We start from the raw sequence: 12575 nt of genomic DNA, 5'->3' as shown, positions 1-12575 counted from the left end.
TTCGTTTGGGCGGGATAAAAAAGGAGGTTCCGATCGTAATGAAACGCAAAATCTTTCCCGCGGGGCTGTATTATCGGCGGAGCCTCCGGCTGCTGCTGCTGATCGCTTGCGTTCCGGGCATTCTGGCCGGGCTTGCGGTCTACGGCGGCGTAAGCGGCAAAATGGAGAGCGCGCTGCGGCAGATGCACACGCGTCAAGTCGAGCAGCGCATGGCGTCGATCGCCCGGCAGTTCGACGATCTGGAGCTGTCGTTCTCGCAGTGGGCGTTCGATCCCGCGTTCGACGACCGGTTGAGCCGGATCGACTTTCGTTACAAATACAAACAGGTGCACGAGCTGTACCGCTCGCTGCTGCTGGTGCAAAATTCCGATTCGCTGATCGGGCGGGTCCGGCTGTATCTGCGAACGCCGGCCCCGCTCGTCATGGCGCCGGACCGCTACGATTACATAACGGACCCCGGACAGGTCCGGGCATACGACGAGCTGACGGAAGCCGGACGCGGCTTATTCTGGAGCGCCGCGGAAGACGGTTCGCCGCTGCTGGTCGGCCAGTTGTCCGGCGGAAGCGGCAGTCCGTTCGGCGTGCTGACCGCCACGCTCGACGGCGGCCGGATCTCCGCCGCGATCGGATCGTTGAACGGATACGGCGGAGGAATCTCGCTGCTGCTCGGCAGCGACAACAAGGTGCTGTTCGCTTCGGGCGAGCAGCGGCGCGAACTGACGGACAGGCTGACCGAAATGCTCGGCGAGGCCGGACATTCGGGCACCGGCGGCGCAGGTTCGCTGCTGCTCGAAGACGGCGGCCTGACTTATTCGGTTCAGTACGAAACGTTCCGGCGAACCGGCGCCGATTGGACCGTGGTGTCCGCGGTTCCGCTGACGGCGATCGTCGCTCCGGTGCAGAACGCTTCGCGGATCATTCTGCTGGTCAATATCGCCGGACTGCTGATCGCGCTGCTGCTTTCCTGGGCGGGTTCGCTGCGGCTGTACGCGCCCCTGCGCCGGCTGCTGGCCGCGCTGAGCGCGTCGGATGCCCTTCAAGAAAACGCGGAAGCCGAAGCGTCCGTCTCCGTCAAACGCGGCGGACGCGACGAGCTGCGACAGCTGGAGAAGAGGTGGAAAGGCATGGAGGAGGAACGCGCGGATCTTCGCGACAGGCTGGAAATGCATCGGCCGCAGCTCCGGCACAGCCTACTGCTCCAGCTTGCGCAGGGGCATTTGCATTCCGTTCCCGAGCATGAACTGCGCGAACGGCTGGAACAGCTCGATTGGCCGTCGCGGGACCGGTCGTTTGTCGCCGTGACGGTCAAGCTTCGTCCGGCTTTCCCGGCGTATAAGATTTCCGGAGTTTCGACGCGCGGCGCGCGGGAGGGCGAGCTGCTCGATTTCGCGGTCGGCGAATGGCTGGAGCGCGAACTGCGGAAGTTGGAGCCGTCTGCCGAACTGCTGCATTTTCACGATTCGCTGCTCGGTATTCTGATTGCGGCGGAAGGCGGGGAAGAAGAGCGATCCGTGCTTCGCGGCCGGCTTCTGAAAGCGGCGGCAGGCTGGAGCGGCGAAGCGCGGAAGCGGCTTGGGATCCGGCTGACGACCGCGGTCGGCGGGTACGCCGACAGGCTGGCGGGGATTCCGGCGCTGTTCGCCGCGGCGCGGCCGGCTTTGAATCGCTACGGACTGTCGGAGCCGGGCGGAGCGATCGACCTGCTGGACAGCCGGTCGGTTCGAGGAGGCGAAGCGTCGGTCTATCCGCTGGAGCTGGAGCAGGAAGTGCTCGAAGCGCTGCGCGGCGGAGACGAAGCCGAAGCGATGGAAGCGATCTCCCGCTTTGTGCGGCGGCTCGGCGGCGAAGCGGACGGCGAACAGGCCGTGCATCACGGTCTGTACCAGCTGTTCTCCAGCATCCGGCATACGGCGATCCGGCTGGGACACGATCCGGTCCGGCTGTTCGGCGGTTTGAAAACGCTGGAGGAGCTGCTGGAGCTGGACCGCCCGGAAGAACTGCTGCCCTGGTTCCGCGCGCGGGCGGTACTTCCTTTTATCCGGGAAGCCGCGCAGCAGGACGAGCGCCGGATCGAGCGGGTGCTGATCGAGATCAAAGATCATATCGATCGGCACTGCGCCGAGGCGCTTAGTCTGGAAGAGCTTGCGGACCGCTACGGCGTGACGTCTTATACGCTGAGCAAGTCGTTCCGTCAGCTGTTCGAGATCAATTTCGTCGATTATCTGACCGGCGTGCGGATGGACCGGGCGAAGAAACTGATTGCCGGAACGGACCTGAAAATCAACGAGATCGCCGAACGGGTCGGCTATCGTCCGAGCTATTTCAACCGGCAGTTCAAAAAGCTCGAAGGCACGACGCCGAGCCGCTACCGCAGCCGGATGCAATCGTCCCCGGAGCCGGGCGGCCGGGAAGAATACGAAGAAGGAGGTGGGCAAGAAGATGACCGATGCGCGGGAAGCTAAGCCCGATATTATTTTCCTGATGACCGACCAGCAGCGCTGGGATTGTATCGGGCGCTTCAACGACCGGATTCATACGCCGGCGCTTGATGCGCTGGCGGAGGAAGGGATTACGTTCGGGCAGGCGGTCTGCCAGGCGCCGATGTGCGTGCCGAGCCGCACCTCGATGATGTTCGGCTATTACCCGTCGCAGCTCGGCGTGCTGACCAACGGCAGCGGACTGTTCGATGAAGAAAAGCTGCCGGGCGATCCCCTGCCGGAGCGGCTGCGAGGGGCCGGCTATCAGACGGCCGGTTTCGGGAAAACGCACTGGAACCATGCGCAGGGCGTCGAAGAACCGTCTTCGCGCGGATTCGAAGTCCGGGCGATCGGGCTGTCGCGGGAAAGCGGCCATTACGAGAGCGGAGCCTTCATGATGGGCGACGAAGCTCCCGACCGGCTGGCGGCTTATCAGGCAGAGACCGGGCATTTCGGCGGCGGGGAAGAGAACGAGCACGGTTATATCGGCTCGACCAGCCGGCTGCCGAACCATTATCATCGCGACGGCTGGGTGGCGGAGAGGGCGCTGGAATTCCTCGATACCGGCATCGACCCGGATCGGCCGCTGTTCTTCTACCTGTCTTTTCTCAAGCCCCATGCGGGCTTCAATGTGCCGGAAGAATTCGAGCGGCTGTACAGGCTGGAAGACATCCCGGATATCGAACAGCCGCCCTGGGAAGAAGAAGCGGACACCCATCAATCGGCGGCGGACGAAGTCAATGCGTCCAGCCGGGAAGGGTATCTGCACAAGCGCGGAATTTGGGAAGCGATGGCGCCGCTCGAACGCAGACGCACTACGCTGCGCTACTGGGCCAACTGCTCCTGGCTGGACCATTATTTCGGTCTGGCGCTGGACAAACTGCGCGCGCAGGGACGCCTGGAGCATGCGCTGATCGTATTCGTTTCCGATCACGGCGAGATGTTGAGCGAACGGCGCTACCGGTTCACCAAATACAATCTGTACGATTCCAGCGTGCGGGTGCCGATGATTCTGGCGGGCTCGGCGATTCCGCCGGAGAGGCGGGGGACGCTGGACGACCGTCCGGCGGAACTGCTGGATCTTCTGCCGACTCTGACCGCGGCTGCGGGACTGCCGCTCGATCCGCGGCTGCCCGGGCTGGATCTGCTCTCGGAAAGCAGGCGTCCCGGCGCTTTCTGCGAATTCCACGGCAAAGGCGGAGATGCGCCGTATTCCGCGCCCGCCTATATGTGGAGAACGCCGGAGTGGAAGCTGATTCTGTATATGGAAGGTCCGTCGAGCGGAGCCGGAACGCGCGCGGATCAAGCCAGGGGCGAGCTTTACGATCTGACCGCCGATCCGCACGAATGGCATAACCGATACGACGAGCCGGAGCTTGCCGGCGTGCGCGAACGGCTCAAAACGGAGCTGCTGATGTACCTGGCTTCGGCCTGGGCGAAAGGGCCGGCGTTCTACGACCGGCGGGGAACGCAGCCGCTGGAATAAGCATTGGCGGGCCGGATCGAAGAATCCCGAACGAAGCAGGCAAACACGAAAAACGCTTTTCGCCGATACGATCGAACCGGCAAAAAGCGTTTTTCCCGTGTGACCGAAATTTGTGCGTCGTTCAACGCTCCCATACCGCTCCAATCCGACGGTTGTGCGTCGGTCACTCCGCCGCAAACTCCCCGTGCTGCGGAAACAGCCCGTACAATCCGCCGGTATGGATAAACAAGATGCGTTTAAAGCGCGCAAAATGCCCCAGCTCGATCTCCCGCGTCAGTCCGTAAAACGCTTTGCCCGTATAAACCGGATCGAGCACGATCCCTTCGAGTGACGCGACTTCGCGGATCAGGGACCGTTCTTCCGGCCGCCCCAGGCCGTAGCCCCGCCCGACATAGCCGTCCACAATGCGCATGGCTTCGGCCGCCCGGGGCAGCGGTTCGTCCAGATAAGCGCCCGCTTCGTCGAGAATGCGCCGGACCGCATTCTCGAAATAGGCGGCGTCGGCGCTGACGTTGAAGCCGACGATCTCGTGCGAGGTCCCGAGCTTCTCGCGCCCCAGCAGCAGTCCCGCGTACGTTCCGCCCGAACCGATCGCGGTTACGATCGCGTCGAAGCGGATGCCCAGCTCCCGCTCCTGTTCGGCGATCTCTTCCAGCGCCCGCATATAGCCGATCGCGCCGAGTCCGCTCGATGCGCCTTCCGGGATCACGTAAGCGCGCCGGCCCTGCGCGGCCAGCTCGTTCTGGATGCCGGCCATGATCGAATCGCGCCGGTCGCGGTAATCGTCGCCTCCGATCCAGCGGATCTCCGCGCCGAACAGCCGGTCCAGCAGCAGATTGCCCTGCGGCGCTTCCGGCTGCGTTCCGCGCAGCACCAGAATCGTTCGCAGCCCGAGTTTCGCCGCCGCGGCGGCCGTGGATCGGCAGTGGTTGGACTGGATGCCGCCGCAGGTAATCAGCGTATCGGCCTGTTCGTTCAGCGCTTCGCCCAGGCAGTATTCCAGCTTGCGGATCTTGTTGCCGGACCACTCGGTGCCGGTCTGGTCGTCGCGCTTGATATACAGCTCCGGGCCGCCGAGCCGCTTGGACAGCCGCTCCAGCTTGTCGATGCGGGTCGGCAGATTGGCAAAAGAAATTCGGGAAGGCATTCTGGTCATATTTTGCAGCTCCTTTGCGATCAATTGACGAAAAGCCTTGTTTCCTTTTTTAACCTCTTTCGCCGGCTTCGCATCGTTTTCCTTTGTATACAAGTTTTGCGTTTCTATGAAGAAAGCCTTTTCATCAGACGGCGGCCGGCGGTATAGTGGAAGAAACAAACCGAAATTATCGGAAAGCGGAGATGATGGCATGGAGCGCAACACGAACCCAATCGCCGAACAAAGAAGACGCGGCGCCGTACAAACCGGACAGACCGCACAGACTGGAAAGTCCGCGCCCAGAGCGCCGAAAGATCCCGCCGAGCGCCGCAGCTTCTGCTATGTGCTGTTTGAAGCGCAGATCGAAGCGACGCCGCGTGCGGCCGGACGGCCGTCGCAGGAAGTGTATCTGGACAGCGGCCGCCTGGCCGAGAAAGTCCGGTTCACCGGCGGCGTCGAAGACGAATCGGTTCTGGAGCGGCTGCATACGTGCGCGGGATTTCGCGAGCTGGTGCACAGCATCGGGATTACGGCGGAGACGGAAGGCGGGGATTTGAAAGATTCGGTACATACGCTCACGTTCGTGCTGCAAAACTGGGGCCGTACCTCCCGCTACGAAACCGGCACGACGCTGCGCATGGACTGCCCGGCGGACGGGGCGGAACGCGTGCTGGAGCTTGGCGGCGTCGAGTGGAACGAAGACGACGACGTGCCCGGCAAGCTGGCCTTCGAGTTCGACCGGCCCGGCGAGCTGGCGAAAGTCAGCGTCGCTTTCTACCTCAACGACGGCTTTGCCGTCCCGGAACCGCAGATGGAGCCGCCGGTCGAAACCGGCTCGGCGGCGTACAGGGCGATGATCCGGCGCTCGCTGATTCAACATGACCGCACCGGACGGCTGCGGGCGGCGATCGACCGGGCGCGGCGGGGCGAAGAAGTGACGCTGGGATACATCGGCGGTTCGATCACGCAGGGCGCCGGCGCCAAGCCGATCCATACCGAATGCTATGCGCATTTGTCGTACCGGGATTTCGCGGCGGCGTTCGGGAGCGGCAGCGAAGCCGGTTCGCAAGAAATCGCCAACGTCCGGTTCGTCAAAGCCGGAGTCGGCGGAACGCCTTCACAGCTGGGGATGATCCGCTACGAGCGCGATGTGCTGCGGGGCGGGGAAGTGCTGCCGGACATTGTGGTTGTGGAATTCGCGGTCAACGACGAAGGCGACGAGACCCGGGGAATCTGCTACGAAAGTCTCTGCCGCAGCATTCTTAATGCGCCGAACCGTCCGGCCGTCGTGCTGCTGTTCAGCGTGTTTATGAACGACTGGAATTTGCAGGAGCGCTTGATCCCGATCGGGGAACGCTGCGGTCTGCCGATGGTCAGCGTGAAAAATGCTATTGTGCCGCAGTTCGGCCTGACGCGGGAAGAAGGCGGGGTTATTTCCAAACGTCAGTTTTTCTACGATACGTATCATCCGACCAACGACGGGCACCGGATTATGGCGGACAGTCTGGCGGAATTGTTTGCGCAGGCGGCGGAAGAAGCTCCTTCAGCGCCGGAGCGGTCCGAACTGCCGCAGCCGGTTTACGGCGCGGATTTCGAACGCGTACGCCTGCTGGATCGCGCAAACGGAGCGGAAGCGGCGATCATCGAAGCCGGCGGATTCGCGGAATCGGACGCCGAGCTGCAAATGGTCGAGCTCGACGCCGATCCGCTCGGCACGCCGCAGTTTCCGCACAATTGGATGTATAACGGTTCGGCCGGGCGCCGCGATAAAGAACCGTTCCGCCTTAAGATCCGCAGCCGCAATCTGGTGCTCGTGTTCAAAGACTCCGGCAGTACGGATTTCGGTAAGGCCGAAGTTTACGTGGACGGAGCGCTGAAGCTGACCGCCGATCCGCACGAGAACAACTGGACGCACTGCAACCCCGCGATCCTGTATATGAAGCAGACTGCGGCCGAGCATACGGTGGAGATTCGCATCGCGCCCGGAGACGAAGACAAGCGGTTTACGATTCTGTGCTTCGGCTATACGGAATAAGGCGCGCCGCTCTGCGGCAAAGACAGATGCAGCACCTCGTAAACGGACGCGTCCGGCGAAGCGGGAAGTTCCGGTTTGTTTGCGGAGAAAAAGTACTCGGCGTACCGCCATTTGTCGGGATTGTAAATGAGCATCTTGCCCGTGCAGCCGTCCGGCTCCGGGGAAAACTCCATTCGCTCCATCCGCCCGACCGGCCGAATTTCGTGTTCGATCTCCGCGACGAACCTGGATTCGGCAAAATGCGGGGTCAGCTCGCAGTTCAGCGGCACGCCGATCTGCACCTTTTGCCAGCCGAACGAATTCAGGATATTGTCGTAAAAACCGTCAAACAAAAAACGATTCATGCCGCCGCTGTCCGCCCACAGGTACAGCGGCGAGTATTCGTTGGCGGACTTTGGCGAACGCGATTTGTCGGCGATCAGATACGCTTTGAACAGCAGGTCTTGAAAACCGTCGGTTTTCGCGCCGTTGTGTTCGACTCTTTGGCGAATCAGGTTCATATCGTAATCGTCGGGAAAAGCGATTTTGTACTGCATGGCGATCATCGCAAACACTTCCTTTTCGGAGTTTATGGGGATATTGTACGCGCGCTCCGCGGACGGCGGTAGCGGCTGTTTGTGATACCGGGTATCATTGGAAATGATGGGAGGGACGCGATATGGAAAGTTTGGAACTGCGGATCTTCCGGGAAGTGGCGCGCGCGGGCTCGATCTCGAAAGCGGCGGAGCGGCTGGGCTATGTGCAGTCGAACGTAACCGCGCATATGAAAAGGCTGGAAAACGAATTGAACGCCGCGCTGCTGATCCGGCATCACCGGGGCGTGACGCTGACGGCGGACGGGGAAAAGCTGCTGCGGCGCGCGGAACGGATTGTGAGTCTGCTGGACGAGACGGCCGCGCTGTTCAAGCCCGCCGCGTCGTCGCTGCGAATCGGCGCTACCCAGACGATCGCGGGTTATCTGCTGCCGCCGCTGCTCGTCGCTTACCGGCGGGAGCATCCCGGCGCAAGCCTGTCGGTCGAAACGCCGGACGAGCGGGACATGGAGCGGCGGCTTTCCGACGGAAGTTTGGATTGCGTCGTGACCAACAGCATACATTCGTTTGCCCGTTCGCGGGAAATTCGGCGTATGCCGGAACGTCTGCGGATCGTCGCGCCGGCTTCGTGCGAAACGGAAAAAGAACTGTGCCTGCTTCCGCTTGTCGTCAACCGCCTGCCGTCGTGTCCGTACCGGAACGCGCTGCTGGACTGGAACGTTTCGGAGTGTTCGGCTGCCCCGGAAATTATGGAGTTCGACACGGTGGAAGGCATCGTCCGCGCGGTGTCGCTCGGCGCGGGGATTTCGCTGCTGCCGGCGCACGCCGTACCGGAGAACGGCCGGGTGCGCGTGTTTCAAGCAGACGGTTTGCGGCAGACGTTTATCCGCATCTGGATCGGCGAGGGAAGGAAGCCGGCGGATTTCGAAGAGCTGGCGGAAGGGCTGGAGAAGATTCTGACGCAAGCGCGCGCATAACCGTTTGTCAGGCAAAAAGAAACCGGCAGAAGCGCATTCCAAAAGGAAGCGTTCTGTCGGTTTTTATTTTCGCCGCTTGGGAGAGTCGGTTTGGCCCAGCAGGTAGTCGATGCTGACGCCGTAAAAGTCGGCCAACTTGATCAGCATAACACTGGGTACATCGAGAATTCCGTTTTCGTAGCGCGAATAAGTGGCCTGTGTGATATTCAAGCTGGCCGCTACCTGCTGCTGGGTTAAGTCCCGGTCTTCTCTCAAATCTCTAATTCTTCTATACATCCCTCATCACCTGGATCAAGCTTACTTTATGCAAAAAGCGCATATTGAGATTTATGCGGTTTTCGTATAAAATTTAAAAATACAGGCAGAGGGAAGAAAGGGTGAACGAGATGGAAACATTTCTGGAGCAGCTTTATTACGGCAAAATCAATCCGAGCGAAAGGCCGGTTCCCGACTCGCCGGATTATTTTTCGCTGAACCGCGAGATCGCTTTGGAAACGGAGCAATGGCGCAAGCGGTTGCCGGAAACGGAGTTCAAACAACTGGAGCGGCTGCTGGATTTGTTCGACCAGATGATCTCGGTACAGGCGGCTTCTTCTTATATGCACGGATTTCGCGACGGGGCGAAGCTTATCGTTGAAGTATCCATGAAGTAAAAAAGAAGCGGCGTACCCGGATCGGACTACCCGAACTGCACCACGACCATCTGATGGCACGACCACTTAGGCACCGTATAAGACACCTGCCCGTTTGTCTGCTCGAACGGAATCGGCGTGCGCTGCGGCGCGAGATACACGTCTGCAACGGGCCGATCGACATGCAGGGCGACCCTGGTTGCTTCAAGCTCCGGCAGGTCTTCGATGATCTCCGTATTCCGTCCGCGCCGAACCGGCGAAGCGTACAGCAGATGGTTGATCCAGCGCTTCTCCGCCGGCTGGCGCTGAAGCGTAACGATACCCTGCGCCGGCAGATCGGCCCGGAGGATGCGCGCTCCGCCGGCCGTGTCCAGCAGACGATCCAGCATATGCAGCAGAATCTGCTTGACCGGCAGGCTGCCGTGCAGCGCATATTCTTCGAACAGATTCCACGCCGCATATATGCCGTCCGCCCCTTCCGTGATGCCTGGACCGGCGTCCTGCGGATTGGACGGGGTGTGCTGGTGGGAAGAGAAAGCGAACAGTTCGCGATTGAAAAAAGGATTCTCCCTGCTGCCGAATCGACGACCGCCGGTCTTCAGCGAGATCTCCTGGCCTGCCGAATATACCACGTAGGCGGAAGGGCGCAGCGAAGGAAGTTCGAAATCCGGCCGGATATACGAGGGAGCGTAAGCCGATTCGCTTTCCCAGCGCGCGCCGAAATCGAAGGCGAACGCCAACAGAGGACCGGACGGTTTTTGATCCGATTCGAGTACATTTCTAAGCCCCGAACGTCCCGTCGCGAGCAGTTTGCCGCCTTTTTCGACAAAGCCGCGCAGTTTACGTTCCAGCTCCGGCGACGCTTCGATGCAGTCCGGCAGCACGACAACCCGGTAACGGTCCAGCTCGCTCTCCGCATCGACCACGTCGAACAAATAATGGCCTTCCAGCAGAATCCGCACCGCGCCGGCGTCGGCGATCGACTCGCTGCCCGCCGCCGAACCCGTTTCGCGCAGTCCGAAGTCCGAACCCGCCGCTTCGGCCGACAGCAGCGCGATCTCCGCCACCGACTCCGTATCCCGGCACCATTCTTCTTTGGCTTCGATTTCCGCGTATGCTTCGCCGATCAGCGCGTAGGTCGCCGGCTCCATGGCGCCGAACGGATGCAGCTGGTCGCCGATCGAGCAGCCCGCTCCGTTGGCCAGGCTCAGCGCCGCTTCGTACCGGAGCGCGTTGGGATGTTTGAAGCCGCCGAACTCGCCCCAGGAATGATGGAACTTGCCGGTCATCCCGATCACGTCCATGCCGAGCCCCTGCGCGTAGCGAGCCGACAGCGGGAAATGATCGTAGCCCCAGCCGCCGGTCGGCAGCGATTCCAGCTCCAGATGACTATTCACACGCGCCAGCTCGCGCCGTCCGCGCGCAACGTGCCCGCTGTTATGGAACAGCGGCAGTCCCGGCTTGACGGAATCGACCGCATCGCGCATCCGCTTTGTGTACCGAAAATACGTTTCTTCCCACATGGCCCGCATGTCTTCGGTATGACGCGGATCGGAACCTCGGCGTCGAATCCCGGCCGTGCAGGACTGGCAGTAACATTCGCGCACGCCGACGATATCGAGGAAGATGCCGTCCGCGTCGTAGCGTCCGGCCGTTTCCCGCACCTGGTCCGCGAGAATATCCAGATACGGCGTGTTCATGCAGAATTGATGATAACCCGGGTGCATAAAGTCCGCCGTCCAGCTCATGCGCTCCTCCCGGTCGCGGATCAGCCACTGCGGTTTGCGGCGGGCCAGCTTCTCGTCGAGTCCGGCGGACAGATAAACCGGCGTCCGGACGCCGATCTCGTGCGCGGCTTCGATCTGGGCGCCGAGCAGGTCGAACTCGAGGTTCGGATGAATCTCGTTGGCGTCCGACGGGTGATACGCCCAGCCGTGATGGCATTTGGAGAACAAGGTGATCGAATCGACGCGGCCGAGCTTCAGCATGTCCTGAAACTGCGTTCTGGAAAAGTCGCGGCCGATATCCGGAATATGTTCGGACGTGTGGAAATCGAGATGAACCTGGCGTAATCGCATATATTGGACCTCCTGTTAATCGTACGATATCTACCACTGTACTAAAGAAAAACCGCAAACGGAGCTGACAATCTCGACCGTGTATCGTACAATCTCTACATCTTGAGCGCCGCTTGAACGATCCAGAGCGTATACGCATACTCCGAAGGCAGGCAAAGATGCACGTCGCCGAGTTTGCGTATACGGCCTGGGCGGGCGGCCCTCGGGGAGGAGGAAAACAGGATGCGCGTATTGGAATTCCAGGTTCCGCCTATCCCGCAGATCGCGGCGATCGGGCACGGCGTCTGGCGGCGCGGGATGACGCATGCGCAGCGGATATTTGAAGCCTACGATCTGATTGTTTGCGCGGAAGGCGCGCTGTATCTGGAAGAAGACGGTGAACGCTACGAGGTGGAGGCGGGTTCGATGCTCGTGCTCGAGCCGGGTCTAACGCATGGAGGCTACCGCCCGACCGATACGGAAACGGAAGTGTACTGGATTCATTTTTGCCATGCGCGCGATCGCCGGCGGCCGCAGGAGAACGGGGGCGGACCGGGCCGGCCGCTGGAGCGGCGCACCGACCAGGACACCGAGCCGTACCCGGGCGCCGTCTCGATTCCCAAATTCGGTCCGGTCGATCTCCACGCGATCCGTCCGCTGCTGAAGCAGATGCTGAAGCTGCGCGACAACCTGACGATTCAGCGCTCCTACGAGCTGCACCTGAACTTCGGGCTTCTGCTGCTCGAACTGCAAAAAAGCAAAGAAGCGTCTTCGCCGCGTTCGCGCGCGGAACGGCTCGGCGAGCAGGCGGCGGCGTATCTGGCGGAGCGGCTGGAGCATCCGTTCGATTCGGCGGAGATGGAGCGGGATCTGCATTACCATTTCGATTATTTGTCGCGCTGCCTCAAGCAGTACACGGGCCTGAGTCCGCTGGCTTACCGCCACCGTTTGCAAACCGAGCGGGCCAAGCGGCTGCTGGCGCATTCGGACGAGCCGCTGGCCCGGATCGGCGAACGCTGCGGCTTCCCGGACCCCAACTATTTCGCGCGTTTGTTCAAACGGGAAAGCGGGCTGACGCCCGGCGAATACCGGCGCCGATACGGCGTTTTTCAAAAGGAATAAGGCTTCGGCATCCTTTCTGCGGCGCAAAGCGAAAAGCCGGAGAAGACGCGTGGCAGCTCCTTTTTCCGAAAGGAAGAAAATCGTGATTTCGCCGCGAAATTAAGGGTTAAAAAGGCTGTGA

General features: G+C 61.3%; 10 protein-coding genes. 6 read left to right on the top strand and 4 right to left on the bottom strand.

The features are described from left to right. Positions 1-38 precede the first annotated feature (38 nt). Together QWJ34_RS19050 and QWJ34_RS19045 are read left to right on the top strand one after the other, a co-directional pair. Positions 39-2462: a helix-turn-helix domain-containing protein gene (locus QWJ34_RS19050; protein WP_302730286.1), complete on the top strand. Its 2424-nt coding sequence runs from the start codon at positions 39-41 to the stop codon at positions 2460-2462. After that, complete coding sequence (locus QWJ34_RS19045) at positions 2440-3963, top strand: sulfatase family protein (protein ID WP_302730285.1); 1524 nt, start codon at positions 2440-2442, stop codon at positions 3961-3963. The genes QWJ34_RS19050 and QWJ34_RS19045 overlap by 23 nt, the downstream gene beginning before the upstream one ends. 163 nt (positions 3964-4126) lie before the next feature. Here QWJ34_RS19045 and QWJ34_RS19040 read toward each other — a convergent pair whose 3' ends face one another. Continuing rightward, positions 4127-5119: a D-cysteine desulfhydrase family protein gene (locus QWJ34_RS19040; RefSeq protein WP_302730284.1), complete on the bottom strand. Its 993-nt coding sequence runs from the start codon at positions 5117-5119 to the stop codon at positions 4127-4129. 190 nt (positions 5120-5309) lie between these two features. Here QWJ34_RS19040 and QWJ34_RS19035 point away from each other — a divergent pair, with 190 nt between their 5' ends. Then, the gene (locus QWJ34_RS19035) at positions 5310-7133 is read left to right on the top strand and encodes an SGNH/GDSL hydrolase family protein (protein WP_302730283.1); all 1824 of its coding nucleotides are present in this window, start codon (positions 5310-5312) and stop codon (positions 7131-7133) included. Here the strand turns inward: QWJ34_RS19035 and QWJ34_RS19030 are convergent. Then, positions 7121-7678, bottom strand: a complete 558-nt coding sequence (locus QWJ34_RS19030; protein WP_302730282.1) for a DUF4865 family protein — start codon at positions 7676-7678, stop codon at positions 7121-7123. The two genes, QWJ34_RS19035 and QWJ34_RS19030, sit on opposite strands and share 13 nt — an antisense overlap. A 113-nt stretch (positions 7679-7791) precedes the next feature. On the opposite strand from QWJ34_RS19030, the gene QWJ34_RS19025 reads away from it, so the two are divergent. Then, positions 7792-8643, top strand: a complete 852-nt coding sequence (locus QWJ34_RS19025) for a LysR family transcriptional regulator (RefSeq protein ID WP_302730281.1) — start codon at positions 7792-7794, stop codon at positions 8641-8643. A gap of 63 nt (positions 8644-8706) precedes the next feature. On the opposite strand, the gene QWJ34_RS19020 is transcribed toward QWJ34_RS19025, so the two are convergent. Further along, on the bottom strand, positions 8707-8919 hold the full coding sequence (locus QWJ34_RS19020) for a helix-turn-helix domain-containing protein (protein WP_302730280.1): 213 nt from the start codon (positions 8917-8919) through the stop codon (positions 8707-8709). A 110-nt stretch (positions 8920-9029) separates the two neighbouring features. On the opposite strand from QWJ34_RS19020, the gene QWJ34_RS19015 reads away from it, so the two are divergent. Beyond that, positions 9030-9296, top strand: coding sequence for a DUF6809 family protein (locus QWJ34_RS19015; protein WP_302730279.1), 267 nt, complete (start codon positions 9030-9032; stop codon positions 9294-9296). A gap of 26 nt (positions 9297-9322) precedes the next feature. Here QWJ34_RS19015 and QWJ34_RS19010 read toward each other — a convergent pair whose 3' ends face one another. After that, a complete protein-coding gene (locus tag QWJ34_RS19010) occupies positions 9323-11353 on the bottom strand; it encodes a beta-galactosidase trimerization domain-containing protein (RefSeq protein ID WP_302730278.1) in 2031 nt (676 codons plus the stop codon). 222 nt (positions 11354-11575) lie between these two features. Here QWJ34_RS19010 and QWJ34_RS19005 point away from each other — a divergent pair, with 222 nt between their 5' ends. After that, complete coding sequence (locus tag QWJ34_RS19005; RefSeq protein WP_302730277.1) at positions 11576-12454, top strand: AraC family transcriptional regulator; 879 nt, start codon at positions 11576-11578, stop codon at positions 12452-12454. Positions 12455-12575 lie beyond the last annotated feature (121 nt).

Source organism: Saccharibacillus sp. CPCC 101409, from assembly GCF_030518235.1.
Classification (GTDB): domain Bacteria; phylum Bacillota; class Bacilli; order Paenibacillales; family Paenibacillaceae; genus Saccharibacillus.
The sequence above is the reverse complement of the archived record's forward strand: the minus strand, read 5'-3'. Positions and strand labels throughout refer to the sequence as shown.

Excerpts from the sequence above, each read along its gene's own strand:
- QWJ34_RS19050 (WP_302730286.1), top strand. The coding sequence starts at position 39 with ATGAAACGCAAAATCTTTCCCGCGGGGCTGTATTATCGGCGGAGCCTC.
- QWJ34_RS19045 (WP_302730285.1), top strand. The coding sequence starts at position 2,440 with ATGACCGATGCGCGGGAAGCTAAGCCCGATATTATTTTCCTGATGACC.
- QWJ34_RS19040 (WP_302730284.1), bottom strand. The coding sequence starts at position 5,119 with ATGACCAGAATGCCTTCCCGAATTTCTTTTGCCAATCTGCCGACCCGC.
- QWJ34_RS19035 (WP_302730283.1), top strand. The coding sequence starts at position 5,310 with ATGGAGCGCAACACGAACCCAATCGCCGAACAAAGAAGACGCGGCGCC.
- QWJ34_RS19030 (WP_302730282.1), bottom strand. The coding sequence starts at position 7,678 with ATGATCGCCATGCAGTACAAAATCGCTTTTCCCGACGATTACGATATG.
- QWJ34_RS19025 (WP_302730281.1), top strand. The coding sequence starts at position 7,792 with ATGGAAAGTTTGGAACTGCGGATCTTCCGGGAAGTGGCGCGCGCGGGC.
- QWJ34_RS19020 (WP_302730280.1), bottom strand. The coding sequence starts at position 8,919 with ATGTATAGAAGAATTAGAGATTTGAGAGAAGACCGGGACTTAACCCAG.
- QWJ34_RS19015 (WP_302730279.1), top strand. The coding sequence starts at position 9,030 with ATGGAAACATTTCTGGAGCAGCTTTATTACGGCAAAATCAATCCGAGC.
- QWJ34_RS19010 (WP_302730278.1), bottom strand. The coding sequence starts at position 11,353 with ATGCGATTACGCCAGGTTCATCTCGATTTCCACACGTCCGAACATATT.
- QWJ34_RS19005 (WP_302730277.1), top strand. The coding sequence starts at position 11,576 with ATGCGCGTATTGGAATTCCAGGTTCCGCCTATCCCGCAGATCGCGGCG.